The 26,142-nt window shown below is 64.6% G+C and carries 28 protein-coding genes; 24 read left to right on the forward strand and 4 right to left on the reverse strand.

Annotated elements, in window-relative coordinates; all coding sequences use genetic code 11:
- The first annotated feature begins 91 nt into the window (after positions 1–91).
- The 7 genes from AC1PZ7_RS07485 (at position 92) to AC1PZ7_RS07515 (ending at position 6,875) form a co-directional block, all read left to right on the forward strand.
- On the forward strand, positions 92–2,143 hold the full coding sequence (locus AC1PZ7_RS07485) for a ParB/RepB/Spo0J family partition protein (protein WP_482358853.1): 2,052 nt from the start codon (positions 92–94) through the stop codon (positions 2,141–2,143).
- A gap of 143 nt (positions 2,144–2,286) precedes the next feature.
- On the forward strand, positions 2,287–2,700 hold the full coding sequence (locus AC1PZ7_RS07490; RefSeq protein ID WP_482358854.1) for a hypothetical protein: 414 nt from the start codon (positions 2,287–2,289) through the stop codon (positions 2,698–2,700).
- Positions 2,701–2,722: 22 nt separating this feature from the next.
- On the forward strand, positions 2,723–3,484 hold the full coding sequence (locus AC1PZ7_RS07495; RefSeq protein ID WP_482358855.1) for a helix-turn-helix domain-containing protein: 762 nt from the start codon (positions 2,723–2,725) through the stop codon (positions 3,482–3,484).
- A gap of 735 nt (positions 3,485–4,219) precedes the next feature.
- The gene (locus AC1PZ7_RS07500) at positions 4,220–4,543 is read left to right on the forward strand and encodes a DUF736 domain-containing protein (protein WP_482358856.1); all 324 of its coding nucleotides are present in this window, start codon (positions 4,220–4,222) and stop codon (positions 4,541–4,543) included.
- A 391-nt stretch (positions 4,544–4,934) separates the two neighbouring features.
- Positions 4,935–5,777, forward strand: a complete 843-nt coding sequence (locus AC1PZ7_RS07505) for a DUF932 domain-containing protein (protein WP_482358857.1) — start codon at positions 4,935–4,937, stop codon at positions 5,775–5,777.
- 308 nt (positions 5,778–6,085) lie between these two features.
- A complete protein-coding gene (locus AC1PZ7_RS07510) occupies positions 6,086–6,340 on the forward strand; it encodes a transcriptional regulator domain-containing protein (protein WP_482358858.1) in 255 nt (84 codons plus the stop codon).
- Positions 6,341–6,386: 46 nt separating this feature from the next.
- Positions 6,387–6,875 (forward strand): DUF2285 domain-containing protein, encoded by a 489-nt coding sequence (locus AC1PZ7_RS07515; RefSeq protein WP_482358859.1) that lies wholly within the window; start codon positions 6,387–6,389, stop codon positions 6,873–6,875.
- Positions 6,876–6,912: 37 nt separating this feature from the next.
- Here the strand turns inward: AC1PZ7_RS07515 and AC1PZ7_RS07520 are convergent, their stop codons facing one another.
- Positions 6,913–7,629, reverse strand: a complete 717-nt coding sequence (locus tag AC1PZ7_RS07520) for an alpha/beta hydrolase (RefSeq protein ID WP_482358860.1) — start codon at positions 7,627–7,629, stop codon at positions 6,913–6,915.
- 260 nt (positions 7,630–7,889) lie between these two features.
- Between AC1PZ7_RS07520 and AC1PZ7_RS07525 the strand changes: the two genes are divergently transcribed.
- The 9 genes from AC1PZ7_RS07525 (at position 7,890) to AC1PZ7_RS07565 (ending at position 14,882) form a co-directional block, all read left to right on the forward strand.
- A complete protein-coding gene (locus AC1PZ7_RS07525) occupies positions 7,890–8,159 on the forward strand; it encodes a helix-turn-helix transcriptional regulator (protein ID WP_482358861.1) in 270 nt (89 codons plus the stop codon).
- A complete protein-coding gene (locus AC1PZ7_RS07530) occupies positions 8,160–9,254 on the forward strand; it encodes a replication initiator protein A (RefSeq protein WP_482358862.1) in 1,095 nt (364 codons plus the stop codon).
- Positions 9,251–9,904, forward strand: a complete 654-nt coding sequence (gene parA / locus AC1PZ7_RS07535; protein ID WP_482358863.1) for a ParA family partition ATPase — start codon at positions 9,251–9,253, stop codon at positions 9,902–9,904. The genes AC1PZ7_RS07530 and parA overlap by 4 nt, the downstream gene beginning before the upstream one ends.
- On the forward strand, positions 9,901–10,155 hold the full coding sequence (locus AC1PZ7_RS07540; protein ID WP_482358864.1) for a ribbon-helix-helix protein: 255 nt from the start codon (positions 9,901–9,903) through the stop codon (positions 10,153–10,155). Before parA ends, AC1PZ7_RS07540 begins: the two co-directional genes overlap by 4 nt.
- Positions 10,152–10,673 carry a DUF2840 domain-containing protein gene (locus tag AC1PZ7_RS07545; protein WP_482358865.1) on the forward strand — a complete coding sequence of 174 codons (522 nt, stop codon included), beginning with the start codon at positions 10,152–10,154 and terminating at the stop codon, positions 10,671–10,673. The genes AC1PZ7_RS07540 and AC1PZ7_RS07545 overlap by 4 nt, the downstream gene beginning before the upstream one ends.
- Positions 10,670–11,215: a S26 family signal peptidase gene (locus AC1PZ7_RS07550; RefSeq protein WP_482358866.1), complete on the forward strand. Its 546-nt coding sequence runs from the start codon at positions 10,670–10,672 to the stop codon at positions 11,213–11,215. The genes AC1PZ7_RS07545 and AC1PZ7_RS07550 overlap by 4 nt, the downstream gene beginning before the upstream one ends.
- Before the next feature lie 68 nt (positions 11,216–11,283).
- Entirely contained in the window at positions 11,284–11,619 is a 336-nt protein-coding gene (locus tag AC1PZ7_RS07555; RefSeq protein ID WP_482358867.1) for a DUF736 domain-containing protein, read from the forward strand.
- A 4-nt stretch (positions 11,620–11,623) separates the two neighbouring features.
- Entirely contained in the window at positions 11,624–12,538 is a 915-nt protein-coding gene (locus AC1PZ7_RS07560; RefSeq protein ID WP_482358868.1) for a lytic transglycosylase domain-containing protein, read from the forward strand.
- A 1,108-nt stretch (positions 12,539–13,646) separates the two neighbouring features.
- Positions 13,647–14,882, forward strand: coding sequence for a DUF3363 domain-containing protein (locus tag AC1PZ7_RS07565; protein WP_482359594.1), 1,236 nt, complete (start codon positions 13,647–13,649; stop codon positions 14,880–14,882).
- Positions 14,883–14,914: 32 nt separating this feature from the next.
- Here AC1PZ7_RS07565 and AC1PZ7_RS07570 read toward each other — a convergent pair whose 3' ends face one another.
- Complete coding sequence (locus AC1PZ7_RS07570) at positions 14,915–15,823, reverse strand: LysR family transcriptional regulator (protein ID WP_482358869.1); 909 nt, start codon at positions 15,821–15,823, stop codon at positions 14,915–14,917.
- 170 nt (positions 15,824–15,993) lie between these two features.
- Here AC1PZ7_RS07570 and AC1PZ7_RS07575 point away from each other — a divergent pair, with 170 nt between their 5' ends.
- Together AC1PZ7_RS07575 and AC1PZ7_RS07580 are read left to right on the forward strand one after the other, a co-directional pair.
- Positions 15,994–17,211 (forward strand): MFS transporter, encoded by a 1,218-nt coding sequence (locus tag AC1PZ7_RS07575; protein WP_482358870.1) that lies wholly within the window; start codon positions 15,994–15,996, stop codon positions 17,209–17,211.
- A gap of 34 nt (positions 17,212–17,245) precedes the next feature.
- Positions 17,246–18,439, forward strand: a complete 1,194-nt coding sequence (locus tag AC1PZ7_RS07580) for a serine hydrolase domain-containing protein (protein ID WP_482358871.1) — start codon at positions 17,246–17,248, stop codon at positions 18,437–18,439.
- A 61-nt stretch (positions 18,440–18,500) separates the two neighbouring features.
- Here AC1PZ7_RS07580 and AC1PZ7_RS07585 read toward each other — a convergent pair whose 3' ends face one another.
- On the reverse strand, positions 18,501–19,406 hold the full coding sequence (locus AC1PZ7_RS07585; RefSeq protein ID WP_482358872.1) for a LysR family transcriptional regulator: 906 nt from the start codon (positions 19,404–19,406) through the stop codon (positions 18,501–18,503).
- A 144-nt stretch (positions 19,407–19,550) separates the two neighbouring features.
- Between AC1PZ7_RS07585 and AC1PZ7_RS07590 the strand changes: the two genes are divergently transcribed.
- Genes AC1PZ7_RS07590 through AC1PZ7_RS07600 form a run of 3 tightly spaced genes read left to right on the forward strand, consistent with a single transcriptional unit; the run spans position 19,551 to position 22,656 of the window.
- A complete protein-coding gene (locus AC1PZ7_RS07590; protein WP_482358873.1) occupies positions 19,551–20,765 on the forward strand; it encodes an MFS transporter in 1,215 nt (404 codons plus the stop codon).
- 1 nt (position 20,766) lies between these two features.
- Positions 20,767–21,696 carry an alpha/beta hydrolase gene (locus AC1PZ7_RS07595; RefSeq protein ID WP_482358874.1) on the forward strand — a complete coding sequence of 310 codons (930 nt, stop codon included), beginning with the start codon at positions 20,767–20,769 and terminating at the stop codon, positions 21,694–21,696.
- Between the two features lie 6 nt (positions 21,697–21,702).
- The gene (locus AC1PZ7_RS07600; protein ID WP_482358875.1) at positions 21,703–22,656 is read left to right on the forward strand and encodes a LysR family transcriptional regulator; all 954 of its coding nucleotides are present in this window, start codon (positions 21,703–21,705) and stop codon (positions 22,654–22,656) included.
- On the opposite strand, the gene AC1PZ7_RS07605 is transcribed toward AC1PZ7_RS07600, so the two are convergent.
- Complete coding sequence (locus AC1PZ7_RS07605; protein WP_482358876.1) at positions 22,648–22,860, reverse strand: helix-turn-helix domain-containing protein; 213 nt, start codon at positions 22,858–22,860, stop codon at positions 22,648–22,650. The genes AC1PZ7_RS07600 and AC1PZ7_RS07605 overlap by 9 nt on opposite strands.
- A gap of 206 nt (positions 22,861–23,066) precedes the next feature.
- Between AC1PZ7_RS07605 and AC1PZ7_RS07610 the strand changes: the two genes are divergently transcribed.
- From AC1PZ7_RS07610 to AC1PZ7_RS07620, 3 genes are all read left to right on the forward strand, one after another.
- On the forward strand, positions 23,067–23,366 hold the full coding sequence (locus AC1PZ7_RS07610) for a DNA -binding domain-containing protein (protein ID WP_482358877.1): 300 nt from the start codon (positions 23,067–23,069) through the stop codon (positions 23,364–23,366).
- Between the two features lie 118 nt (positions 23,367–23,484).
- Positions 23,485–25,476, forward strand: coding sequence for a conjugal transfer protein TraG (locus tag AC1PZ7_RS07615; protein WP_482358878.1), 1,992 nt, complete (start codon positions 23,485–23,487; stop codon positions 25,474–25,476).
- A gap of 12 nt (positions 25,477–25,488) precedes the next feature.
- A complete protein-coding gene (locus AC1PZ7_RS07620) occupies positions 25,489–25,938 on the forward strand; it encodes a ribbon-helix-helix domain-containing protein (RefSeq protein ID WP_482358879.1) in 450 nt (149 codons plus the stop codon).
- Positions 25,939–26,142 lie beyond the last annotated feature (204 nt).

Below are 26,142 nucleotides of genomic sequence, written 5' to 3' on the forward strand. Positions count from 1 at the left end.
CCTGGCCCTTGCACCCCCCGGTCTCGCCGACGGGCAGGGTTTCAGCGCGGCGCTTCGCTGCGCGAAACCCAAGCCCAATAGGAGCAAGACCATGACGACCATCGCCAATGATACGACCGCCACCCCCACCGCCGTGACCGTGAACGGCACGGAGGTATTCATCCCGCTCAACAAACTCAAGAAGCATCCGAACAATGCCCGCAAGACGCCGCATAGCGAGGCGTCTATCGAGGCGAAGGCGGCGAGCATCCACGCCAAGGGCATCCTGCAGAACCTCGTGGTGGAGCCGGAGCTTGACACCGAGGGAGCCGCGAGCGGCTTCTATCTCGTCAGCATCGGTGAAGGCCGCAGGCTGGCGCAGTTGCTGCGCGTTAAGCGCAAGCAGATCAAGAAGACCGAGCCGATCCGCTGCGTCATCGACACCGTGAACGACGCCAGCGAAATCAGCCTGGACGAGAATGTCACGCGAGAAGACCTCTCGCCCGCCGATCAGTTCGAACGCTTCCGCGAGCTTGCGGAGACGCGCGGCTGGGGCGCGGAGGAAATCGCCGCCCGGTTCGGCGTCACGGCGCACGTCGTGCGCCAGCGGATGCGTCTGGGTGCTGTCAGCCCCAAGCTGATGCAGGTCTATCGCGACGGCGGACTGACCTTGGAGCAGTTGATGGCCTTCGCCATCGTGGACGATCCGGCCCGGCAGGAACAGGTGTTCGAGAACCTTTCCTATAACCGCGAACCGTGGATCATCCGCCGCGACCTGACCAAGACCAACGTCGCGGCAACAGATCGGAGGGCGGTGTTCGTCGGCGCGGAAGCCTATACGCAAGCAGGTGGCGTGATCCTGCGCGACCTGTTCACCGAGGATCGCGGTGGCTTTTATGAGGACGCCGCATTGCTGGACCGGCTTGTCGTCGAGAAGCTGGAGGGGATCGCAGAGAGCGTGAAGGCCGGGGAAGGCTGGAAATGGGCGGAGGTCCATATCGACTATCCGCACGGCAACGGGTTGCGCCGCACCTATCCACATCCGGTGGCATTGTCGGAGGAAGACGAGGCAGCCCATGCCGCTGCGCAAGGAGAATATGATGCGTTGACCCAGCAGTATGACAGCGCCGACGAATTGCCCGACGATGTAGATCAGTGGTTCGGAGAGCTTGAGGCCGAGATCGAGCGCATCGACGCTTTGCGTCATGCTTACGATGCCGACGAGATCGCGCGCGGCGGCGTGTTCGTCATTCTCTCCCATGATGGGGAAGCCCGCATCGAACGCGGCTTCATCAGGGCCGAGGATGAGAAGCCGAAACCCGAAGAGGATGCGGACGGCGAAGTCGGCGGCATGATCGACGGCGTTCGCGTCAACGGCGACGGCGAGATCATCGAGGATGGCGACCATGACAAGGACGGCAACCCGGTTTCCGCGCTGGAAACGGAAGAGGAAGACGCCGGGGATGCGGGCAAGCCGCTGTCGGACCTTCTCATCCGCGACCTGACCGCACATCGGACGCTGGGCCTTCGCCTCGCCTTGGGCGAACAGCCGGACATGGCGCTGATCGCCGTCACCCATGCGCTGGCGGCGCAGACCTTCTTTCGCGGGGTGGACGCCGCCTGCCTCGAAATCCGCCCGACGAGCAGCACTCTCGCAACCCATGCGGACGGCATCGAGGACACGGCGGCGGGCAAGGCGCTGGCGGATCGTCATGCCGGATGGGCGGTGGACATGCCGCGCGACGTGGCGGACCTGTGGGTTTTCGTCGCCGGTCTGGATCAGGCCAGCGTCATGGCGCTGTTCGCCCATTGCGCTTCGCTCACCGTCAACGCGGTGAAGCAGCCTTGGGAGCGCAAGCCCCACGCCCATGCGACGGCGGACAGGCTGGCGACGGCGGTAACGCTCGACATGACGGCGCACTGGACCCCGACCGCGCGGACCTATTTCGACCGCGTCACCAAGGCGCATATCCTCGCCGCCGTGCGCGAAGCCGTCAGCGACGAGGCGGCGGAACGGATCGGGGCCTTGAAGAAGACGGAGATGGCGGAAGCCGCCGAGCAGCTTCTGGCCGGGACCGGATGGCTTCCCGCTGTCATGCGGACTGTGCGCCCCGCTTGGCTGGACAGCCAAGATGGTGACGCCTTCCAGATCGCCGCCGAGTGAGGATCGGGCCAGGATCGCATCAGCGGTCCCGGCCTTCCTTTTCGTCCGACACCAAAAAGCCGGTCGCGCGGTGTTCACCGCGCGACCGGCTGACCTCGACTTTCCGATGATCGAAACCGTCATCGGCGTTATGGAGAACCATCATGATTGCCGTGATGTTGATGAGCGTAGCGCTGATCGCAGGACTGAGCGTCCTGGCCTATACGCTCGCCGTCTATGCTTTGCCCTTCATGCTCGCCGTGGAGGCGGCGCACTTCGCCTACGCCACCGGCTCCGGCCTGATCGGCGCGGGCCTTTTCGGCCTCGTCGCTGGGGCGACCGCCTATGGGCTGCTGGTGTTCGTCTTCGCGTCGTTGCGCTCGGCGGTCCTGCGCCTGATCGTGGCGCTGATCTTCGCCGCGCCCGCCGCCATGGCGGGCTACGCCCTTGCCCACGGCGTCACGCGCGAGGCTGTGCCGTCCGAAGTCTGGCGGCAGATATTCTGCATCATCGGCGGCGGGTTCGTCGGTATGTCGGCACTCTTGCGGTTAGCGCCGCCGACGCCGCGAGAGACGTGAAGCGGTTCGGATTCCGTTCGGGGTGCGTTCGGGGACATACAGGCGCTCAGAAGGCAAAGTGGTTGCATCTCAACGAAGGAGAGCAAAAATGGAAACTATGGAACGCGACCCCGCCTATATTGCTGAACAAGTGAAGTTCATTCGCAAGATGCACAAGCTCACGCAGGAAAACCTCGCGGAGGCTGCTGGCTTGACCACACGCACCATTGAAAAGATCGAAAGCGGTCGTCACCGGCCGGATGAACAGACGCTGCGCAGCATTGCCCGCGCTATGCAGATTGACGTCCATTACTTCGAAAAGCCGACGCCCGAACAAGAAGCCCGACAGAAAGCGGAAATGGAACGGGCGCTCCGTAAAATGGTGCTGGTGACGACCAACCCTATCCGCAAGGCCAGCGACTTCCTGTCGGCGTTCGGGCAGCAACACGCTTTGCGCATCGATACCTCCGCCGTCACGGACGATGCCGCGTTGGAAACGGCAGCCGCGATGACGGACTGGATCACGGATCTGAATGACGTGTGGGACGACTGCGCCATGTCACAGCGTCTTGAATATGCGCGGAGCTTCGTGGAGTTGTGCAGCGACATGGAGGAGCATGGGTTCATCTGCCATATGGGATCCCACAAGCAGCAGCTTCGTCAAAAGGACCGACCAACCCTTGTCTTCACAGTGGGTTTGATGACCCTTCTGCCCAAAGATGGTTCAGAAGGCAGCCGCTTCGCTCTCGTCCGGCTTGAAGGTGGATGGGAAAGCCTTGAATCGGATCGAGGTCCGTTAGGATAGGGGCGATGGGCGTTGCCCTGCGGGCCGCGCTTTCGGCTGCGCCGGAACCACGCTGACAGCGCGTTTCCGCCATTCGGCTTCAATCGCTAACGCGAAGAGCGGAGGTGATGCCCTCCGCTGATGAAGCCCCCGCTCGGGTGAGCGGGGCTTCTGGAGATATCTGCTCAGCGCGACGGCGGCAGGACCGTGACAGCGGTCTCTTCGTTCTCGGCATCGACACCCTCGGCCGGGTAGTGCGCCAGGAATCGTGGATCGTCCGTTGGCGAGAACGGTCACGTTGCTCCGTCGGATGATCGTCTCCGGCCTGCGAAAGTCGGCGCTGGAAGAAGGTGAAAATCGGGAAACCCGTCCGCCCATCGAGGATGTACGGGCCTTGCCGTTGAAGGTCAGGCGTAAGATTGACGCGAGCGGATATTCACCGCCGTTGCCGGGTCCGGCGCAGAGGCCGACCGCCACCAGTGTCCTGTTCTTCGGGTTTTCCTGTCAGCCACACCCACGGCGCCCTCGAATGGATTGGGTCTGACCGAAGACCGGCTGCGCCTCGCTCGTCTTCCCGCAACGTCCGCCGCCAGCTTTTTTCCGCCGCCTGCGGCTTTGCATCGCGAAGCAAAAAAGCCGTCGCCTCACGCCTTCCACTGCGTTCCAGCCCTCCGGGTGCGGGGCCGATCGTCCCCGATCGCACGACCACCATCGAGGCCGCGATAGGCGCGGCCCGAAGGAAAAAGGAACACGGCCATGGCGACCATCGGCACCTTCACCAAGAACGACAACGGCTCGGCTGGCTTCACCGGCGCGGTCAAGACCCTGACCCTCAACGTCAAGACCGTGAAATTCGTGCCCACCGAGGGCGACAGCGAGCGCTGCCCCGACTTCCGTATCTTCGCAGGGGCCACGGAATTCGGAGCGGCCTGGAAGAAGACCGCCCGCGAGACGCAGCGCGAATATCTCTCCGTCAAGCTGGATGATCCAAGCTTTCCCGCACCGATCTACGCCAGCCTGGTCGAGGGCGAGGATGGCGAAGGCCATAATCTCATCTGGTCGCGCCGCAACGGCGACTGAGACCGGACACCTCCCGAAGCCTCGCTCGCCCGAGCGGGGCTTCGTCCTGGTCATGACCGTCACCGCCTGTCAGGGAGTACGGCGATCAGGATGTACCGTTTTTCAGGGTTTGCGGGTTTGCACATCCCGATCAGATCCTGATGCCCGGCGCCCGCTGGCGCTCATGCCGGGCGGGTCTGGCTAGGGGCGCTGCCCCCGCGCGGCGCAAGGGATCGCTGGCGCTCGTCCGGGCCGGTGTCCCCGGCCTTCCTTCACGTCGTTCCTCCGTTCCGTGCAGGTCGGGTGATCCCCCTCCGGCCCGGCCGCCCTTGCACCTTGCTACCCCGGTCTCGGCGACGGCCAGGGTTGCAGCGCAGCGCTGCGCTCCAACCCAAGCCCACGGAGACAGAAAATGTATCATCAACTCGCCACCCGGTTCGGCCGGAACAGCCACCAGATCAGCGGGCGCGAAGCCCTCGACAACGAAGCCCTCTACCGCCACGTCCCGTCCGTCTTCGCCCGCGAGGCGCATGACAGCCGGTCGGATCGCTACGTTTACGTCCCTACCATCGAGATCGTGGAAGGGCTGCGAAAGGAAGGATGGTTCCCGTTCTTCGCCGTGCAGTCGGTGCCGCGCGACGGCAGCCGTCACGGCCACGCCAAGCATATGTTGCGCCTGCGCCGGGATGACGGCATCGGCAAGCCGGAGGCGGCGGAAGTCATCATCGTCAACAGCCATGACGGAACGTCGGCCTATCAGATGTTCGCGGGGATGCTGCGGTTCGTCTGCACAAACAGCATGATTGCGGGCGAGCGCTTTGAGGAAGTGCGCGTTCCCCACAAGGGCGGCATACAGGATCAGATCATCGAAGGCGTCTATACGGTCGCCGAAGACTTTCCGCGCCTGATCGACGCGACCGAGACGATGAAGGACACGCGACTGTCGCAGGACGAACAGCGCGTGCTGGCCGAGGCGAGCCTCGTCGCCCGTTATGGCGAGGACGAAAGCCCCGTCCGCCCGGATCAGATCATCGCACCGCGCCGTCGCGAGGATGTCGGGCAAAGCCTGTGGAGCACCTTCAACGTCATTCAGGAGAACATGATACGCGGCGGGCTGGAGGGTCGCCGGACCAATGCCGATGGCTGTATCCGCCGCAGCCGGACCCGCCCGATCAACGGCATCGGTCAGAATGTCGGACTAAACCGGGCGCTGTGGACGCTGGCGGAAAGGATGCAGCGCCTGAAGCGCGGATGATCGTAAAGCCGTGCAGCCGGATTTCCGGTTGCACGGCTTTACGTCTTTCCGGTTCCGCACACCCTGAGATTTTCCGCCGATCCGTGGGACCGGATCGGCGGGCGCGGCCATGTCTATGACACGGCCGCTGCTCGCCGGGCTGCGCCCGGCTCGCTAAATCACATCTGCGATGTTAAGTAATGATTCACCAATATTGATCGGATTGTGCGATCTACATATCCTATAACAGCAAGTTCAAAATACACCTCAAGTTGTGAATACTCGATCTTTCCGGTGCCGACGGCGCATTGGAGGAAAGAGGTGACGCCATGCCGAGTTCTGATTGGCGCGCGCCGGCCGCTTATGGACATGCTCAGAGCATTCCTGCCGCCGGCTTCGCTTGGGAATATCTCCGCCGCGACGACGAGTATCGCCGCGACTTCCATCGCCTGAAACGAAAATCCCGCGACGACACCGAGGCGCAGACCGCGTTCTCCAACCGCTGGGGGTTACGATTTCGCGGCGGACCCGGACCAGCCCGCCGATCGCGCCGCGCTCTTCTGGACGCCCGCGCTTCAGCCTGACGCCTTCGAGCTTCGTCCGTCAGGCGATCCACCCGGCGACTTCGCCATGCCCATCGTGCTGCCGGGACTTCCCGGTCTCGCGGCACGATCGCCGATGGACAGCGCCTGGCACGGTCTTTGGCGCGGATGGGGTGGGGATCATCGATTCTGGCTTGCGGAACCGCCGCCGGGCGATCCGACGAACTTCGTCGTCATCCTGCCGCTCGACGCCCTGTTCGAGCTGCGCGCCGAGGCCGCGCTGCGCTTCTGGCTGGCGCTGGCCGGACGCCCGCCCGGCGATCGGCGGCACGACCTTCCGCCCCAGACCCGCGACCGGCATATCCTGATCCTGCGCGCGCTTGACGCAAAACTGGCCGGGGCCAGCTATCGCGCCATCGCCGAAGCGTTGCTCGGCTTTCGCGGCAACAAGACCGATTGGGAGAGCGATCCCCGCAAGAACCAGACGCGCCGTCTCGTCGCCGATGGCACTCACTATGTGCGCGGCGGCTATCGCGATCTCCTTCACTATCCCGTCCATCTCCCGACTAAGTGGTAGCCCAGCGTGCCTGGCCGGCGCCGTTCAGCGGCGCGCTTCATTCATGAGGGCCAGCGCCGTATCCGGCCAGGAAGCGGCCCGTGTCCGTCGCCAGCGACCGGAGGAAATCAACCCGCGCCGGGTGCGGATCTGGGGTGTTCGGTGGCAGTTCGTCCATGAAGGTGAAGTGCCCAGCCTTTTCGACGACATGCAGATCCACGGGAGCCTGGTCCTTCAGCGCGTCCTTGAGGAAATGTGCCTGTGCGGGCGGCGTGAGTCTGTCCTGACCGCCCGCCCAGACTTGCATCGGAACCGTAACCGACGCCAGTGCACCCGGACGCCGAAAAAAGTCCGTCGGCGGGGTGAAGAGCACCAGCCGATCGAAGGGGCGCTCGGCCGTGATAAGCAGTTCGTCTCCCGCCAGCGTCGAACCCGTCGCGCCCGCGAGCACTAGCAGCACCACGGTGCCGATCGAATGGCCGACGCCGCAGATCGGCAGATCGGGCGGGCAATAGCGGGCCATCGCCAGCGCGACTCTCCTGGCACGCTCCGTCAACTCAGCCTTGGTCGGGACGGGTGAGGCCAGCATCTCGAAATGAGGCGCGACCACCAGGAAGCCCTTGCCAGCAAAATCTTGCAGCAGTCCCAGGTGGCGCATCGGATTTCCGCCGCGCCCGGCCGCGAAAACAACACACCGCGTGACGGTGCCGGGGTGCAAGACGGTGATGTCGAAAGCGCCCTCGCTGGTCTCAATTCTATGTGTCGTCACGCCCATGACGCCTTCCGTTTGCTTGTGATCGCGCTGCGCGGTCAATAATGCCGATTTAAAGCCGCGACATCTCCACGGCGCGACAAGTTCAGCTCTAGCAAATATCGCAGCGCTGTTCCTGGCCGTTGTTGCTCTTTCGCCTGCCGGGGTGCCGGAATCGCACTCCCCTGATTCCGGCACGCTGCAAGCCGCCGATCCTCCGCCACGGTTCGCCATAGCCCGCTGTCGCCGCCGACAGCCGCCGAACCTGACCCGGAGGTATTATCATGATCGACCCGAAGACGGGGCTGCCGCCCCGATTCCTACGCACGCCCGATGCGGCCCGCTTTCTCGGCATCTCGCTGCGGACGCTGGAGAAGCACCGCACCTACGGCACCGGCCCGACCTATCGCAAGATCGGCGGGCGCGTCGTCTACGCGCTGGACGATCTGCAAACCTGGACGGCGGTCGCCGCCCGCAAATCCACCACCGACAAGGATGCCGACCGGGTTTTCCCGGCGCGTCCCCTGACGCCCGCCGAGCGGGGCGCACGCTGAATGTCCGGCGCTCCCTCCCACGACGCCGCACGGCGCTCCCAGCGCCTTGTCGGCAGCGAGCGGGCGCGGCTCGATCCGTTCGTCGTCGCGACGGGCGATGCGTCGCCCCGCGATCAGCGCGACCTGATGGAACGGCCGTTCTTCTCGCTATCGAAGACGCCGCGCACCACGCCGATCCTCTACAAGGCCGCCGACATCGAGGTGCAGGTGCTCGGAATGCCCGAGCATGGCATGGCGACCATCTGGGATGCCGATGTGCTGATCTGGGCCGCCAGCCAGATCGTCGAGGCCGAGAACCACGGCCTGCGCACCTCGCGTTTCTTCCGCTTCACGCCGTACCAGCTCCTGCGCGGCATCGGCCGCGACACCGGCAATCGCCAGTATCAGTTGTTGAAGGCGTCGCTGGCGAGGCTCCAGTCTACCGTCATCGCCACCACCATCCGCAACGGCGTTCATTGGCGGCGGCGGCAATTCTCCTGGATCAACGAATGGGAGGAGATGACCACCCGCGACGGCCGCGTCGAAGGCATGGAATTCGTCCTGCCCGAATGGTTCTACAATGGCGTCGTCGATCGCTCGTTGGTCCTGACCATCGACCCGGACTATTTCCGGCTGACTGGCGGTATCGAACGCTGGCTGTATCGCGTCGCCCGCAAGCACGCCGGTCGCCAGCCGCACGGCTGGCTGTTCGAGGTCGCTCATCTCCACGAGAAGTCCGGCAGCCTGGCGCGGATTTCGGATTTCGCGCTGGATCTCCGGCGCATCGTCGCCCGCCAGCCGCTGCCCGGCTACCGCATCGACATCTGGCGGGAGGGACGGCGCGAATACTTGCAAATCCGGCCCGCCGAACAATTCACAGTGCCTGTGGATAAGGCTGTGGAAGCCATCGGTACATCAGGCGCAAAGGGTATCGGTACATCAGGCGCAGCCCTATCGGCACATCAGGCGCATGGACCACAGTTAAACCTTTGGCCTAAAACGCTGAATCCGACCGCTAACTTAGAGTCTAATAAAGAATCTAACTCTTTTTCTTTGACGCGCGCGATCGCGAGCCATGGTGCCAGTGCCGCCGGGCGATCGAGGCGCGTGCCATGATCGTCGCCCTGCTCAATCAAAAGGGCGGCGTCGGCAAGACGACGCTGGCCCTGCATCTTGCCGGCGAATGGGCGAGAACCGGCCATCGCGTCACGCTGATCGACGCCGACCCGCAAGGCTCGGCACTCGACTGGTCACAGCAGCGGGCGCGTGAAGGCCGTCCACGGCTGTTCGGCGTCGTCGGCCTGGCCCGCGATACGCTGCACCGGGAAGCGCCAGAACTGGCGCGTAATGTCGATCACATCGTCATCGACGGACCGCCGCGTGTCGCCGGGCTGATGCGCTCGGCATTACTCGCCGCCGATCTCGTGCTGATCCCGGTGCAGCCGTCACCGTTCGACGGATGGGCCTCGGCCGAGATGCTGGCGCTGCTGACGGAAGCGCGCATCTACCGGCCGGAGCTTGTCGCCCGCTTCGTGCTCAATCGCTGCGGCGCGCGCACAGTCATCGCTCGTGAGACGGCCGAGACGTTGGCCGATCACGATCCGCCCTTGCTTGCCGCCACCATCGGCCAGCGCGTCGTCTTCGCCGACGCCGCGCAGTCCGGGCGGCTCGCATCGGAAATCGACGCGGACAGTCCGGCCGCGCGCGAGATCGCAGCGCTGGCCGCAGAGATCGGCCGCCTCAACATCGGAAGGATCGCGCCATGAGCGAACGATCCCCGAAACGCGGCTTCGCGGCGCGTCCCGCCGATCCCGAGAGCTGGATCAAGGCCAGCGAACCGCCACCAGCCCGAGCGGGAGACGGTGCTGCGTTCACCGCGCGACTGACGATCGACATCACGCCGGAACTGCGCGGCCGGATCAAGATCGTGGCCTTCCAGCGCGGCGTCACCGTCGCCGAGATGCTGCGCGCGCTGCTCGCGCGCGAATTCCCATCCACCGAAGGAGACACCCCATGACCGGCAACGCGGCTCCCCGCGTGCGCGGCGGCCCCGTGCCGTCAGCACTACCATTTGACAGCCTGACCCGCGTCGAACTCACCCATGTCGAGAACAAGATCGAGCACTGGATCAGGTTCGGTCGCGAAGCCCATGAACAGATCCTCGACCGCCGCCGCCGCATCTTCTCGTTCCGGCCAGGTAGCACCTTCGCCTTCGTCCGCTGGGCCTCGAACGACTTCGGCACGATCATCTCGCGCATCGACATCGTGCGGACCGTGGGGCCGGGCGAACCCTATCAGACGCTACCTTTCGTGCGCCCCGGCGGCGACATCCTGCTCAAGATCGACGGCTGGTCCAGGGTCGAACAGGTGCTCCGTCACATCGACGCCATCCAGGCGATCGGCATCGATCCGGAGAAGGTTTCGCCCGATCACTGGCGGCACGTCCACAACCGTCTGACCGCCGGTCACGAGCCGCGCGCCTACACCGCCGATCAGCATCGGGCGTTCTTGCTGCGCCGGAGGGCCGAGCCATGACCCGCTTCGGCTATGTGATGGTGACGTATTTCACGATCATGGGCGTCACTATTTCGTCCTTCATCCCGACACCGACCCGGCTGGTGTGGAACGTCTCCGCCAGCGCGCCGATCGGCCTCTACGATATCGATCCGCCCGGCGACATCACCGTCACCGATCTGGTCGCGGTCGATCCGCCCGAAGCGCTCGCCGACTTCATGGTCGAGCGCGGCTATATCGGTCGCGGTGTGCCGCTGCTCAAGCGCGTCATGGGACTGCCGGGGCAGGAAGTCTGCCGCATCCGCCGCACGATCACGGTCGATGGCGTCGAGCTTGGCGCGGCGCTCGACCGTGACCGGACGGGCCGCGAACTGCCGGTCTGGCAGGGCTGCCACCGTATCGGCGGTGACGAGATCTTCCTGATGAACCCGGCTGTCCGCGACAGCCTGGACGGCCGCTATTTCGGCCCAATCCCGGTCAGCGCCGTCATCGGCCGGGCGACGCCGATCTACACCGACGAGGACGGCGACGGCCGCTTCGTCTGGCGCGCCGCGACGCGCTGACAGCCGTAATTCCGGCGGGTGCGGTGCTCGCCGGCTTTCACCCAACCCCCAGCATCGAGGAGATTTCCATGCCGCAGATCGGCCAGTTTACGCGCGAGACGACAGGTTTCGTCGGGCGCGTCCATACGCTCACGCTTTACCGCGAACTCACCATCGTTGCGGCCGAGCCGTGCGATGCCGAAAACGCGCCGGACTATCGCATCCACCACGGCGCCGACGATGGCCCGGAGATCGGCGCGGGCTGGAAACGCACAGGCGAACGCGCGGGCGAATACATCTCGCTGTTGATCGACGACCCGGCCTTGCCGCAGCCGATCCGCGCCAATCTGTTTCGCGACGATGACGGCGGAGCCGCCTGGTCGCTGCACTGGACGCGCCCGGTCAAGCGCAGCGAGCGGGAGTGAGGTCATGCGCTATCTCTTCAGAATTGCGCGCCTGATTTCTCGTCAAAGCCCCATCCCTTTGTTCGCGAACAGGCCGTCTCATCCCTTCGTCCCGCTCGACGATCCGTCGGCCAGCGCGCGCAGCGAAGGTCCAGGGCGATCGAAGATCGGCGCGTCGCGCACACCCTTGACCGCAGCGAGCACGCTGGCAGACTGGCGTCGAAGCGGAGACAGAACGTCCGTCCGATTGGCGGTCCTTCTACTTTCCTCTGTGCTCGCCGTTGCGATGCCGCTGCCCTCTCGCGCGCAATCCGAGCCGGTCCAGCATCAGATTCAGGCCGATCCCTATGCCGCTGATATCGCCGAGGCGGCGCAGCGGTTCGGCATTCCGGCGGCGTGGATCAGGGCCGTCATGCGCGTCGAAAGCGCCAATGACGTGCGGGCGATCTCGCCGAAAGGTGCGATGGGCCTGATGCAGATCATGCCGGCGACCTGGGCCGATTTGCGCGCTCGCCATCGGCTCGGCAGCGATCCCTACGATCCGCGCGACAACATTCTGGCGGGCGCGGCGTATCTGCGCGAGCTGCATGACCGCTACGGATCACCGGGGTTTCTCGCCGCCTACAATGCCGGTCCCGGTCGCTACGAAGAGCATCTCGCGGGCCGTCCGTTGCCCGCCGAGACCCGCGCTTATGTCGCCACGCTCGCGCCGCTGATCGGCGGCGGCGCGGTCACCGCGCTGGTCGAAGTCGCGGGGGCCGATCCGCTGTCATGGACCCGCGCACCGCTGTTCGTCGCGCAGGCCGAGCGCACATCGTCCGCCGATTCTGTGCAGTCGAATGACACACCGGCTGCAACGCCCGTGCGCGATGTCTTGGCGATCGCGCCGCAGTCAGGCGGCTTGTTCGTGGCCCGAGCGGAAACGGGAGGGCCACGATGAGCATGGCGGTTGGGTGTGCCCGGCAGTCCTTTCCAGTGTGCAGCGTGTATGGATCGGATCAGGCTGGATCAGGGTCAGGACGGGCAGAAGGGGTAGGAAGGCGGGAGGGCAAGATTAAAGCGGACGGCACCCCATGGGTCCGATCCGGGGGCCAAGCCCTTGTCTGCACACTGTTTGAGACGGCACCGCCGTTAGGCCAGCATGGTGCCGCCGGTTGCCGCAAACCCAGCATCCGCTGCGTTTTCGGCGGCACTCTCGCCCAAAACCGACGGTTTCGGGAGGTTTGCCGTCGATGAGCGCCGACGACGACAACCGCTTCCGTCCGAAGCCCGGCCGCGTCCGCTCCGATGCGGCGAAGGTCGGCCACGCGAAGAGCTTCCTCACCAAGGTCCGGAAGATCGCCCGCCAGCAGGGCGCGGCCTCCGGTCGGGTCTCTCGCGGCAACGCTGGAGTATCCGGCAAGCCGAGCCGCAATGGTGCGGTCGCCTCCGGCCGGGGCGTCAAGCGCGGGCGTGGCGCGGCCTTCGTCCGTTCGCGCAACCTGTCGAACGGCTGGAGCCATCGCCAGCCCGGTAGCCGCCGTGTCATCGTCAAATCGCGTTCCGTCCGCGCTGCCGGCAAGAGCGGCAAGGCCGCCGCCCATCTGCGCTACATCCAGCGCGACGGAACCTCGCGCGACGGCGAGCGCGGCCGGCTCTATTCGGCGAATGAGGACCGCGCCGACGGCGACGCCTTCCTCGATCGCGGCAAGGACGACCGTCACCAGTTCCGCTTCATCGTCTCGCCGGAAGACGGCGCCGAGATCGAAGACCTGACCGGCCATACCCGCGACCTGATGCGCCAGCTCGAAGCCGATCTCGGCACGAAGCTCGATTGGGTGGCAGTCAACCACTTCAACACCGGCCATCCGCATGTCCATGTCATCGTCAACGGCCGCGACGATCTCGGCGAGGATCTGGTCATCAACGGCGACTATCTCGCCAATGGTATCCGCGAACGGGCGAGCGAACTGGCGACGCTGGAACTCGGCCCCGTCACCGAGATTGAACAGCGCCGCAAGCTGACGGCCGAGATCGATCAGGACCGCTTCACCCGCATCGACCGGGCGATGCTGAATGAGGTCGCCGAGGATGGACGGCTCGACCTGCGCCATGCGCCCGACGATCTGCGTGGCCAGGAGGACCGGACGCTTCGCATCCGCCGTCTCGGCAAGCTGGAGAAGATGGGCCTCGCCACCGAACCGTCACCCGGCGTCTGGGAACTGAGCGACCGGCTGGAGCCGACTTTGCGCGAGATGGGCGAGCGCGGCGACATCGTCCGCACCATGCAGAAGGCGATGCGCGCCGGGGGCCATGACCGCGATCCGATGAGCTTCCAGATTCACGACGCAGCACCCGCGACGCCGATCGTCGGCCGGGTGGTGGACAAGCATCTCTCTGACGAGCTGGGCGAGAACCTGACGCTGGTGATCGACGGTATCGACGGCCGCACGCATTACGTCTCCGGCGTCGATCAGGCGAAGGTGGCCGACGCCCGCATCGGCAGCGTCATCGAGATCGGCGCGACCGACGCCGGGCCGCGCCCGGCCGACCGCGCCATCGCCGGCATGGCCGAGGACGGCATCTACCGGCCGAGCCGCCATCTGGAGCAGGCGCGCTTCGATGGCCGTGTGCCGGGTGGGGACTATGAGGGCTTCGTCGATGCTCATGTGCGGCGGCTGGAGGCGCTGCGCCGCGACGGGATCGTCGAACGGATCGACGCCGATCGGTGGCGCATCCCACAGGATTTCGAGTCCCGCGCTGCCGCCCATGATGCAGGCCGTGGCCGCCAGTTCAACATCCGCGTCCTCTCGACCTTCGATCTGGAAAAGCAGATCACGGCGGATGGCGCGACCTGGCTCGACCGGAAGCTGGTCGGGCGCGGACCGTCCGACATCGCACCGGCGGGGTTCGGGCAGGAGGTCAGTCAGGCCATGGACCGCCGACGCGAGCGTCTGATCGAACAGGGCGATGCCGCGCGCCAGCAAAACGGCCGCGTCCTTTACCGCCGCGACCTTCTATCGACGCTGGAGGCGCGCGAGGTCGCCCGCGCCGGTGCGGAGCTGGCGGCGACGAAGCCGACGCCGTTCCGCGCGGCCGGCGACGGAGAGTCCGTCAGCGGCACCTTCACCGGGACCGTCAATCTCACCAGCGGCAAGTTCGCCATCGTCGAGAAGAGCCACGAGTTCACGCTCGTCCCGTGGCGGCCGGTGATTGACCGGCAACTCGGCAAAGAGGTGACGGGCATCGTGCAGGATGGGTCGGTGTCGTGGCAGATGGGGCGGCAGCAGGGATTGGGATTGTAAACCGCGAGGAGTTTCAGCCTGTCCTTCGCGGGTCAACTTATGGGAACGACGGGCCGCTCAGCGAACAGGTTCTCCGCCATGAAGTCCACAAAGACCCGCAGTTTGGGTGAGAGCTGACGGCTGGACGGCCAGAGAATTCGAAAGGCGCCCGCATTCTGGACGTGATCGGTCAGGACAACCACCAGCCGACCTTCTTCAATCTGTTGGCGCACGGCAAAATCCGGGAGACAAGCGATGCCGATGCCCTGTTCGGCCATATGGATCAGCGGCTCGATATTGTTCGCGATGGCGGACTGGGGAAGCGCGATGTCCAGATCCTTGCGGCCGCGCTTCAGCGGCCAGCGTTCGAGCTTGCCGGTGGTCGGATAGCGGTGATGAAGGCAGGCGTGCGACAGGAGATCGTCGGGCGCCTGGGGCGTGCCGCGCCGGTCCAGATAGTCCGGCGCTGCGACGATCTGGTGATGGTAGGCGCCCAGCACCCGCATCATCAGCCGTGAATCGCTGACCTCGCCGGTTCGCACCACGGCGTCGAACCCTTCGTCGATGACATCGACAAGCCGGTCGGTGAAATCGAGGTCCAGTTCGATCTCCGGCCAGGTGCGCATGAAGGCGGTTAGCGTCGGCATCATCAGCATACCGACGAGCGGCAGGCTGACCCTCAGTTTGCCCCGCGGCGCACCCTGGGTCTGCGACAGCTCCAGTTCGGCCGCCTCGACCTCGCAGAAGATGCGGCGACAGCGTTCGAGAAACAGCGTGCCCTCCGGCGTCAGCGTGATCGTGCGCGTGGAGCGATGGAACAGCCGCACGTTCAGCCGTTCTTCCAGCCGAGCGATCGCCTTCCCGATCGCCGATGGGGACACGCCCAACTGTCGTCCGGCGAGCGTAAAGCTGCGGGCGTCCGCCGCTTGAACGAAGGCGTTGAGCGAACCGAGACTGTCCATCCATCACACCGCTATTACGGACAATATTGTCCTGTGTGTTGTGAATTGTAGCTGTGTTATCATCGATATCCAATCGATTTATTATGCCTGCCAAAGCTTTAGCCGGGGACCGGCGCTGTCGCCGACCTTGGCGCGCGCCTGTCTGCCGCATCTCCAGAGCAGGCAGACCGATGACGATCAGCACCGAAGCGAAGACGATTGACGAAACGCACGAGGACGAAGGCCAACCGGCGCGGCTTCCAATGGTCGGACTGCTGGCGCTCGCCATGGCCGGGTTCATCACCATCCTGACCGAGGCTCTGCCGGCCGGTCTTCTGCCGCAGATCAGCGAAGGCCTCTCTGTCTCCGAAGCCTTGGTGGGGCAACTCGTCACCATTTACGCCATCGGCTCGCTGGTCGCCGCCATTCCCCTGACGGCTGCCACGCAAGAGATGCGGCGACGCCCGCTGCTGCTTGCCGCTATCGCCGGATTTGCGGTCGCCAACACCGTGACGGCTGTGTCCGGCAGCTACACGCTGACAATGGTGGCTCGCTTTTTTGCGGGCGTTTCGGCGGGTCTGCTCTGGGCGCTGCTCGCCGGCTATGCCGCGCGCATGGTGCCGGAGCATCTGAAGGGACGCGCGATTGCAGTCGCCATGGTCGGCACGCCACTGGCGCTGTCGCTCGGCGTGCCCGCCGGCACGTTCCTGGGCGCGGCCATCGGTTGGCGCGCCTGCTTCGGCATCATGAGCGTGTTGACGCTGATCCTGATCGTCTGGGTGCTCGTCAAGGTGCCGGACTATCTCGGCCAGGCGGCGGACAAAAGGCAGCAACTCGCTGCTGTCTTCACCATTCCCGGCATCCGCCCGGTTCTGTTCGTCACGCTCGCCTTCGTGCTCGCCCACAACATCCTCTACACCTATATCGCGCCGTTTCTCGGCCAAGCCGGCATGAGCGAACGGACGGATCTCGTTCTGCTGGTCTTCGGCGTGACCTCGCTCGTTGGCATCTGGATCGTCGGCGTCCTGATCGACCACAGGCTGAGGGAACTGACCCTTGTCAGCACGTTCCTGTTTGGCCTTTCGGCAAGTGCGATGGGGATCTGGAACGATGCTCCCGCCGTGATCTATGGCGCGGTTGGAGCTTGGGGTCTCGCCTTCGGGGGAGCCGCTACTCTCTTTCAGACGGCCTTGGCGAAAACGGCAGGCGAAGCCGCCGATGTCGCGCAGTCCATGCTTGTCACGGTCTGGAACACGGCCATCGCGGGCGGGGGAATCGTCGGCGGCCTGCTGCTCGAAAGCTTCGGGGTCCGCGCGTTTCCGATCGCGCTGGTCGTGCTGCTGCTGGCGACGCTCATCGTCGCCTGGGCTTCGCACACCAACGGCTTCCCTGCCGCGCGCCGATCCTAATCCAACACATCAAACATCCATTCAGGAGGCCCTTATGCCGCAGTTCACCGCCAACCCATCGTCCCCAGAGCGTCTTCCAGATAACTCCGCACTCTTTGCGCGGGTCGATGCAGTCATTGAGACGGCGATTGCCGAACAGCGTATCGCAGGGGCCGTGGTGCTCATCGCCCGCGATGGTGAGACAATTTTCACCCGCGCCGCAGGGCTTGCCGATCGCGAGGCGGAACGGCCGATGCGGATCGACACGCTGTTTCGCCTGTCATCTGTCTCGAAGGTCTATGTTTCCGTGGCAGCCATGGTGCTCATGCATCAAGGCAAGCTGGCGCTCGATGCTCCGGTGGCGACCTGGCTCCCGGATTTCAGGCCACCAGCGCCAGACGGCACGATGCCTGACATCACCGTTCGACAGCTCCTGAGCCACACGGCCGGTCTCGGCTACGGCTTCCTGGAGCCGACGGACGGTCCCTACCATCGGGCGGGTGTCTCAGACGGCATGGATGCGTCGGACATCACGCTCGACGAAAATGTCCGCCGTATCGGGACGGTGCCACTGCTCTTCACGCCCGGCACGTCCTGGAGTTATTCGCTGGCGACCGACGTGCTCGGCGCTGTGATTGAGCGTGCAACCGGCCTGCCGCTGGACAAAGCGATACGCAGTCTCGTCACCGGGCCGCTCGGTCTTTTCGATAGCGACTTCGCGTTGACAGATGCCGATCGCCTTGCCGCTGCCTATACAAGCGATCCATCCGGCTTACGCCGCATGAACGATCTGGAGATCGTGCCGCTGTGGGAGGGAGTCGAAGGCCTACGCCTCTCGCTCACACGGGCTTTTGACGCGAACGCCTTTCCTTCAGGCGGGGCCGGCATGATCGGCACGGCTGGCGATCTGCTGCATCTCCTCGAAACCCTGCGAAACGGCGGCGCGCCGCTACTGCCAGCACCGTTGGTGGACGAGATGGCTGTGGACCACGCCATCGGCATGGAACTGATGCCTTGGCCCGGTCGCGGATTTGGTCTCGGCTTCACCATTCTGCGCGATCCGGTGGCGGCGGGCTTTCCGGAGGCGCCCGGCACATGGCGTCTCGGCGGTGCCTACGGGCACTCTTGGTCCGTCGATCGGACGAACAAGCTTACGGTCGTCGCCTTCACGAATTCGGGCTTGGAGGGGCAGTCACCCGGTGGTCGATTCCCGGCAGAACTCACCCAGGCGATTTATGCTGGTCTGTGATTTTCGAGGCAGCCGGGGCCGAAGCGGGATTGCGCCTATATTTCCCCGGCGCGCGAGCCGCTTAGTGCTCCCAAGGGGGCTCGCGCCAGAGCTGGGCGAGGAAATCTCCAAAGACGCTGATCCGCTTTGGCACAGGCTCGCGTTTGGCACGGACGAAGCTGATCGGACTCGCTTCTTCCACCCAGCCGGGAAGGATGTGGACCAGCCGTCCCGCTTTCAATTCGTCCGAGACGTCCCAAAGCTCTCGCAGGGAAATGCCAAGCCCTGCCACACACCATGTCCGCAAGGTGATGCCGCTGTCCGTCGCAAGGTCGCTCGACACCGCCATTTCCGCCGTCGTCCCACCGTTGTGCAGCGTCCAGATGTTTCGCAGCCCCGGATAGGCGATGAGCAGGCAAGTGTGCCCGGTGAGATCTTGCGGGTGCTCCGGCATACCCCGTCGAGCGAGATAGTCTGGCGCGGCGACCAGAATGCGGCGATTGTCGGCAAGATGGCGGGCAATCAGGCGGGAGTCGGAGAGCTTTCCAACCCGGATCGCGACATCGATCTCGCCCGCATAGAGATCGACGATCCTATCGGTCAGATGCAACTCGAACCCCACCTTGGGATGGAGCTTGCGAAACTCCGCCGTCGCAGCGGCGACATAGCGGCCTCCGAAGGGCACGGGTGCGGTGATGCGGATCGTGCCAGAAAGGTCGGCGGAACCGGCTCTCGCAATCTCGGACGCCTCTTCCAGCAGCGCGATAGCGCCACGGGCGCGTTCGGCGATGGCGTGCCCTTCATCGGTGATCTTCAGCCGGCGGGTGTTTCGCTGAAACAGGCTCGTACCGAACTGCTTTTCCAACCGCGCAATCTGTTTGCTGACCGTCGTTGGCGCGAGATCCATCGATCGCGCCGCAGCCGAGAAGCTGCCGCAGTCGACGACACGAACGAACACCATCAGATCATCGAGATTGCGCGGAATCATTTAATCCATATCGCCATAAGTGTTCTCCTATTATGCACCTTTCCGCCCAATTGCGCTATGGGCAAACTGCCGACCAAGAGCCCATGCCCGCCTGTTCCAGACGCTCGCCAAAGGAGACGCGGGCCTCATTGGAAAGGTCGGACCATGCCTCCCGTCATCTACATCTTCTCGCTATGCGCCTTTGCCGTCGGATTCACCGAGTTCATCACCATCGGCCTCGTCTCGGCCATGGCGAGCGACCTTCAGGTAGACGTCACCCGTATCGGACTGACGGTCACGACCTATGCCGCCGGCGTCGTCATCGGCGCGCCGGTGCTGACCGCGCTGGCCTCGGGTCTATCGCGCAAGCGGCTGATCCTCATCGCCATGCTGATCTTCAGCGCCGGGAACCTGATCGCCGGTCTGTCTGAAAGCCTTATGCCACTGCTGTTCGCCCGGCTGCTCTCGGGTCTGGCTCACGGAGTTTTCTTCGCGGTTGCATCGAGCGTGGCGACACGCCTTGTCGCGCCGGAGCGTGCGGGCGCAGCCCTCGCACTGGTGTTCGGCGGCGTGACTGTCGCGATGTCACTCGGCGTACCCATCGGCACCTGGCTCGGAACCATCTTGCACTGGCAGTTGATCTTCCTGGTCATCGCCGGATGCGGCCTTATCGGCAGTCTCGGGATTGCCACGCTGATGTCGGCGAACGCCGGAGAGGCGGCGACGAAAGGCGCGGGCTGGCGCGATCTCGGCGTATTGTTCGACCGGCGGCTTCTGGCCGGTGCCAGCATTCCAATGCTGTCCTATACCGGCTCGTTCGCGCTCTATACCTACGTCTCTCCGATCCTGCTCGACATAACCCAGGTCAGCGTCGAGACCGCGAGCCTGACCTTGCTCGCCTATGGCCTCGGCGCAGCGCTGGGCAATGTGCTGGGCGGTAAACTGACGGACAGCCAGGGCATGGACCGGGCTTCACTGATCCTGCTCATCGGCGTCGTCGTCTCGCTCGGCCTGATCTCCTTCGCCTTCCATGCATCGCTCGCCATGATCGGGCTGGTGGCGTTGCTCGGCCTCACTACCTATGGCGCGATCCCCCCGCTTCAGTCGCGCATCTTGATGCTGGCACAGCGCCACCAGCCACAGGCGATGGACGTAGCCTCCGGCATGAACATCGCCGCCTTCAATGCCGGGGTGGTGGTCGGCTCGGGCATCGGCGGGGCCATTATCCCCGCTATGGGGCTGACCGCGCTGGCCCCGCTCGGGGCGGTTGTCGCGCTTGTCTCCATCGTCGCGCTTCTCTGGCAGATCGCGCTGCCGTCGATGAAGGCCCCGGCGCGCGGGGTGGGGACTACGCCAGCGCCCCTGCAGGGAGGACACTGAGATGGCGCTGCAACCGCAAGCCAAGGCTTTCCTCGACGCCTACAACGCAAACGCGTCAACGATCGACTACAATACGATCTCCGCCGAGGATTTGAGGCGTCTCTTCGCCATTCCCAAACCAGCGATCGTCTCCACCGGGTTGAAGGCCGTGGAGGATCGGTCGATCGACCTACCATCGGGTCCGCTAGGGCTGAGGGTCTATCAGCCGAAAGGCCTCGGACCGTTTCCAATGACACTGTTCGTTCACGGTGGCGGTTTCGTCATTGGCGATCTCGACACGACGGACGGTATCTGCCGCGCCCTCGCGGAAGATGCCGGAAGCCTCGTGGTGTCCGTCGATTATCGGCGCGCACCAGAAGCGCCTTTTCCGGCAGGATTGGAGGATTGCTGGGCTGCCTTGCGCTGGATCGCGACCCATGGTCACGCGATCGGCGGCGATCCTTCGCGGATTGCCGTGGCGGGTAACAGTTCGGGCGGCAATTTTGCCGCCGTCCTCGCCCAGCGCGCCAGACAGGAAGGCCACGACCTGCGGCATCAACTTCTGCTGTTTCCCGTAACGGACAGGCGCATGGCGCATTCGTCTCACCATCTGTTCGGCGATGGCTACTTCCTGACGGCGCGGATGATGCGCTGGTTCTGGAAGCAGTATTTGCCGGTGGGGACCGATGATCTCGATCCCCGGATTACGCCGTTGCTGGCGCGTGATCTCTCTGGCCTCGCACCCGCGACCATTTTCACGGCGGAGTTCGATGTCTTGCGCGACGAGGGCGAGAATTATGCGCGATCACTCAAACGCGCGGGCGTGCCCGTCAGCATGAAGCGCTGGCCGGGGCAAATCCACGATTTCACGCTGATGCAGGGCAAGATTGATGATGCGGACTTCGCGCTTCGCGAGGCGGCGGCATCGCTAAAACGCAGCTTTGACCAATAGGTGACGATGAGACGTACAGCGAGAAACAGGACAAGCGATGATGAGGATGCTCCGGGCCGCAGTGCGGGGAGAATACCGCTTGTTGCCCTGAAGCAAGCCGTTGCCGTCGCGGAATATCTCAACTTCCGCCATGCTGCCAACAGGCTCGGCGTCAGCCAGTCTAGTGTCAGCACCCGGATCAAGGCATTGGAAGAGGACCTTGGCATCCTGCTATTCGAGAGGCGGCATCGAGGAGTTCGATTAACCGACGCTGGTCGCAGCTTTATCGCGGAAGTCGCAGCAGGCATCGAGCATCTCGATCACGCCATCATAACGGCTGGGGCCATTTCGTCCGGCACGGTCGGGCGTCTCTCCGTCGGGCTACATTCGTCTATCGCGGCTGGCTTCCTGGCCGATCTCCGGCGTCGGTATCGGGAAGATTACCCGAACGTCGAAGTCGTTATCGCCGAAGGGCGATCCGCCGATACGATCCGACGGGTTCGGGAAGGCGCGCTCGACATCGCCTTTGTCATGGGAGCCGTCGATGCACCCGACTGCCATTCCCGCGTGATCTGGAGCGAACCATTTGTCATCGTTGTGCCTGTCCGTCATCCATTGGCAACGGCCGGAAACTTTGGATGGCTTGATCTGGCGTCGGAGACTTTTCTTGTTCGACGGGGCGGCGCTGGTCCGCAGGTGCAGGACCATATCGTCCGCAGACTCGCCGAGTTGCACCGGTTTCCGAACGTCCGCCGGTGCGATGTCGGCCGCGACACGCTGATGCACATGGTTGCTGATGGCGAGGGGGCCACGCTCACCACCGAAGCAGCGACGCATGTGCCGTTTCCTGGCGTTGTGTTCCGTACTGTCGCCGACGAGACGGAACAGGCCCGGTTCAGCGCCGTGTGGTCGCCGCACAACCGCAGCCAGGCGCTGAAGAATTTGCTCGATCTTGCCGCCGAGATGGGCCGCTCAGCCTGATGTCGTCACAAGCTCAGCCGGTTTGACGCCCAGCGCTTCCGCGATCTGACCGAGGACGGTGACGCTGGCCGACACATCGGCGCGCTCGATAGCCCCGATATAGCGCGCGCTCAGGCCAGCTCGATCAGCCAACTCCTCCTGCGTCAGTTGCTTGTCATGACGTATCCGACGCAGATTGATCGCCATGACCTCCTTGAGATCCATGACGAGAGCGGAGCCTGAATAGGAATGATCGTTCCAGGAACGATCATTCCGATTCGTCGTGCGATGTGATATTCACCGGATCGCTTCGACTATTGGCGACGAAACGATGCTTGGCGGAACTGTATCGCCGGACGCGACCGTCTCACACGAGAAGCAAAAATGAGGTAATCATTTTCCCGAGCCGCGGTGCCGGAAGGAGGCCGCAGATGCGCGTCAAACCCGAACTCGATCCCGACGTCGATGACCTCGCTCCCATGGAGCCGGATGTGACCATCTATGACGAGGCGCATTTCGTCACCTATCTGCGCTTGCTGGATGCCGAGACCGCCGGTGCGGACTGGACGGAGGTGGCGCGGATCGTACTGCATCGCGATCCGCTTGCAGAGCAAGGCCGGACGCGGACGTGCTGGGAAAGCCATCTCGCCCGCGCCCAGTGGATGACGAAGATCGGCTACCGGAAGATACTCGAACAGGCCGTCGAGGAAGCCCGCAACGCGCGGCACTGACCCGTCCGATTTCTACGCCATGGTATCCGGCAGCACGCTCGCTGTTCTTTCCTGTTGCCTATCGCGAAACCGCCTATTCTCTGATCGGCTCCGTCTCTTTTGCCGATTGGAGCCTCGCATGTCGGGAAGCCGTGTCCTCTGGGGCCAGATCACCATCGTCGTCGCCATCGTGCTGGCGACGATCTGGGGTGCGACCGAGTGGACGGCGTGGCGGCTCGGCTTTCAGGGGCAACTCGGGACGCCATGGTTCGAGTTGGGGGGCTGGCCAGTCTATTATCCGCCGACCTTCTTCTGGTGGTGGTACGCCTACGACGCCTATGCGCCGACGATCTTCATCGAAGGGGCGATCATCGCCGCGTCGGGCGGGTTCCTCTCCATCGTCGTCGCCATTACCCTGTCGGTCTGGCGCGCGCGTGAGGCGAAGAATGTCGCCACCTACGGGTCGGCGCGCTGGGCCTCGCCCGAGGAGGTGAAGGCGGCCGGACTGCTCGGCCCGGATGGGGTGGTGCTCGGCAGGCTGGAGCGCGATTATCTCCGCCATGACGGCCCGGAGCATGTGCTGTGCTTCGCGCCGACCCGTTCCGGCAAGGGCGTCGGCCTCGTCGTGCCGACGCTGCTGACCTGGCCGGGCAGCGTCATCGTTCACGACATCAAGGGCGAGAACTGGGGTCTGACGGCGGGTTTCCGCGCCGGGCATGGCCGCGTCCTGCTCTTCGATCCGACCGACGCGAAGTCGTCGGCCTACAATCCGCTGCTGGAGGTGCGGCGCGGCGATTGGGAGGTGCGCGACGTTCAGAACATCGCCGACATCCTGGTCGATCCCGAAGGCGCGCTCGACAAGCGGAACCATTGGGAAAAGACCAGCCATTCGCTGCTGGTCGGCGTGATCCTGCACGTCCTTTACGCCGAGCCGGACAAAACGTTGGCGGGCGTCGCCAACTTCCTCTCCGATCCGAAGCGGCCGATGGAGGCGACGCTGCGCGCGATGATGTCCACGCCGCATCTGGGCGAAGCCGGTGTCCATCCCGTCATCGCGTCGTCGGCGCGCGAGCTGCTCAACAAATCCGACAACGAGCGTTCGGGCGTACTTTCAACCGCTATGTCTTTCCTCGGTCTCTACCGCGATCCCGTGGTGGCGAAGGTGACGGCGCGTTGTGACTGGCGCATCGCCGATCTCGTAGCGGGCAAGCGGCCGGTCAGCCTCTACCTCGTCGTGCCGCCGTCCGACATCGCCCGCACCAAGCCGCTGATCCGCCTGATCCTCAATCAGGTCGGACGGCGGCTGACCGAGGAATTGAACGCCGCCAACCGCCATCGCCTGCTGCTGATGCTGGACGAGTTTCCGGCGCTGGGGCGGCTCGACTTCTTCGAGTCCGCGCTGGCCTTCATGGCCGGCTACGGCATCAAGAGTTTTCTGATCGCGCAGTCGCTGAACCAGATCGAGAAGGCCTATGGCGCGAACAATTCGGTGCTCGACAATTGCCATGTCCGCGTCGCCTTCGCCACCAATGACGAGCGCACCGCCAAGCGGGTGTCGGACTCGCTCGGCACCGCGACGGAGATGCGCGATTCCACCAACTATGCCGGCCACAGGCTGTCGCCCTGGCTCGGCCATCTCATGGTGTCGCGGCAGGAAACGGCCCGTCCGCTGCTCACCCCCGGCGAGGTGATGCAGCTTCCGCCGACCGACGAACTGCTGCTGGTCGCGGGCGTGCCGCCGATCCGGGCGAGGAAGGCGCGCTATTATGAGGACGCCCGCTTCAAGGAGCGGTTGCTGCCACCGCCAGACCTGTCCGCCGCGGCCAAGGCGCCGAAAGCGCCATCAGGCGACGACTGGTCGGCACTGACGATCCCGACGCCTGCCGCGCCATCAGCCCCCCCGATCGCTGACGCGGCCGCGACCGATCCCGCCAATGCCGGCATCCGCCGCGAACCGGAACTGCCCGAGCATGAGGAGATCGTCCCCGACGAACGTCCGGTGGCGGGCGAGTTCGATGTGCTCGACGACGAACCGGACGTGGACGCCGCCAAAGCCCGCACCATCCGCCAGCAGGTCACGTCCGTTGCACGTCAGGCGACCATGGACCCGGCCGACGGCATAGAACTGTAAGGAGCCGCCGCCATGCAGACCAAGGCCCGCATGAATGTCTATTTCGAGCCGGACCTGTTGAAGAAGGTCGAGGCGCTGGCGCTCCGCCGCAACGTCTCCAAGTCGGCGGTGATCGAAGCCGCCGTCGCGTCCTTCCTGTCAGCCGACGCCTCCGAGCGGCTGGAGGCGGTGTTCGCCCGCCGCATGGACAAGCTCGGCCGGCAGGTCGAAGGACTGGACGAGGATCTCGCCATCCTCGGCGAGACGCTGTCGCTGTTCATCCGCTTCTGGCTGACCGTGACCCCGCCGCTGCCCGACAGCGCCCAGGCATCCGCGCGGGCGAAAGGCGCGGAGCGGTTCGACGGCTTCCTGCAATCGCTCGGACGCAGGCTGGCGACAGGTGATCGGTTCCTGAAGGAGTTGTCGCGGGACGTGCCCGAGACTTCCTTATCAGAGTCGATGAAAGAGGGTGGCTCAAACTGAGTCGGACCACGAAACCAAGCCAGAGTTCCGCGTGTCTTTTCAAGATTACGCATGATATTGACATTTTATGCGTCGTATCAGATTATTACGCAAGGAATCGTAATCAGGAGGCGTTATCATGGCATTCAGGGCAGATGAGGCCGCATTGAGAGGGTTCGAACGGGCCAAGACCTATTTGATCCCACGCAACGCCAGTCCGGCCGA

Source organism: Ancylobacter sp. TW_SC_1, assembly GCF_056836805.1.

Bases quoted from the DNA above. Each gene is read 5' to 3' on its own strand.
- AC1PZ7_RS07485 (WP_482358853.1), top strand. From the start codon at position 92: ATGACGACCATCGCCAATGATACGACCGCCACCCCCACCGCCGTGACC.
- AC1PZ7_RS07490 (WP_482358854.1), top strand. From the start codon at position 2,287: ATGATTGCCGTGATGTTGATGAGCGTAGCGCTGATCGCAGGACTGAGC.
- AC1PZ7_RS07500 (WP_482358856.1), top strand. From the start codon at position 4,220: ATGGCGACCATCGGCACCTTCACCAAGAACGACAACGGCTCGGCTGGC.
- AC1PZ7_RS07505 (WP_482358857.1), top strand. From the start codon at position 4,935: ATGTATCATCAACTCGCCACCCGGTTCGGCCGGAACAGCCACCAGATC.
- AC1PZ7_RS07510 (WP_482358858.1), top strand. From the start codon at position 6,086: ATGCCGAGTTCTGATTGGCGCGCGCCGGCCGCTTATGGACATGCTCAG.
- AC1PZ7_RS07515 (WP_482358859.1), top strand. From the start codon at position 6,387: ATGCCCATCGTGCTGCCGGGACTTCCCGGTCTCGCGGCACGATCGCCG.
- AC1PZ7_RS07520 (WP_482358860.1), bottom strand. From the start codon at position 7,629: ATGGGCGTGACGACACATAGAATTGAGACCAGCGAGGGCGCTTTCGAC.
- AC1PZ7_RS07525 (WP_482358861.1), top strand. From the start codon at position 7,890: ATGATCGACCCGAAGACGGGGCTGCCGCCCCGATTCCTACGCACGCCC.
- AC1PZ7_RS07530 (WP_482358862.1), top strand. From the start codon at position 8,160: ATGTCCGGCGCTCCCTCCCACGACGCCGCACGGCGCTCCCAGCGCCTT.
- parA (WP_482358863.1), top strand. From the start codon at position 9,251: ATGATCGTCGCCCTGCTCAATCAAAAGGGCGGCGTCGGCAAGACGACG.
- AC1PZ7_RS07540 (WP_482358864.1), top strand. From the start codon at position 9,901: ATGAGCGAACGATCCCCGAAACGCGGCTTCGCGGCGCGTCCCGCCGAT.
- AC1PZ7_RS07545 (WP_482358865.1), top strand. From the start codon at position 10,152: ATGACCGGCAACGCGGCTCCCCGCGTGCGCGGCGGCCCCGTGCCGTCA.
- AC1PZ7_RS07550 (WP_482358866.1), top strand. From the start codon at position 10,670: ATGACCCGCTTCGGCTATGTGATGGTGACGTATTTCACGATCATGGGC.
- AC1PZ7_RS07555 (WP_482358867.1), top strand. From the start codon at position 11,284: ATGCCGCAGATCGGCCAGTTTACGCGCGAGACGACAGGTTTCGTCGGG.
- AC1PZ7_RS07560 (WP_482358868.1), top strand. From the start codon at position 11,624: ATGCGCTATCTCTTCAGAATTGCGCGCCTGATTTCTCGTCAAAGCCCC.
- AC1PZ7_RS07565 (WP_482359594.1), top strand. From the start codon at position 13,647: ATGCTGAATGAGGTCGCCGAGGATGGACGGCTCGACCTGCGCCATGCG.
- AC1PZ7_RS07570 (WP_482358869.1), bottom strand. From the start codon at position 15,823: ATGGACAGTCTCGGTTCGCTCAACGCCTTCGTTCAAGCGGCGGACGCC.
- AC1PZ7_RS07575 (WP_482358870.1), top strand. From the start codon at position 15,994: ATGACGATCAGCACCGAAGCGAAGACGATTGACGAAACGCACGAGGAC.
- AC1PZ7_RS07580 (WP_482358871.1), top strand. From the start codon at position 17,246: ATGCCGCAGTTCACCGCCAACCCATCGTCCCCAGAGCGTCTTCCAGAT.
- AC1PZ7_RS07585 (WP_482358872.1), bottom strand. From the start codon at position 19,406: ATGATTCCGCGCAATCTCGATGATCTGATGGTGTTCGTTCGTGTCGTC.
- AC1PZ7_RS07590 (WP_482358873.1), top strand. From the start codon at position 19,551: ATGCCTCCCGTCATCTACATCTTCTCGCTATGCGCCTTTGCCGTCGGA.
- AC1PZ7_RS07595 (WP_482358874.1), top strand. From the start codon at position 20,767: ATGGCGCTGCAACCGCAAGCCAAGGCTTTCCTCGACGCCTACAACGCA.
- AC1PZ7_RS07600 (WP_482358875.1), top strand. From the start codon at position 21,703: ATGAGACGTACAGCGAGAAACAGGACAAGCGATGATGAGGATGCTCCG.
- AC1PZ7_RS07605 (WP_482358876.1), bottom strand. From the start codon at position 22,860: ATGGATCTCAAGGAGGTCATGGCGATCAATCTGCGTCGGATACGTCAT.
- AC1PZ7_RS07610 (WP_482358877.1), top strand. From the start codon at position 23,067: ATGCGCGTCAAACCCGAACTCGATCCCGACGTCGATGACCTCGCTCCC.
- AC1PZ7_RS07615 (WP_482358878.1), top strand. From the start codon at position 23,485: ATGTCGGGAAGCCGTGTCCTCTGGGGCCAGATCACCATCGTCGTCGCC.
- AC1PZ7_RS07620 (WP_482358879.1), top strand. From the start codon at position 25,489: ATGCAGACCAAGGCCCGCATGAATGTCTATTTCGAGCCGGACCTGTTG.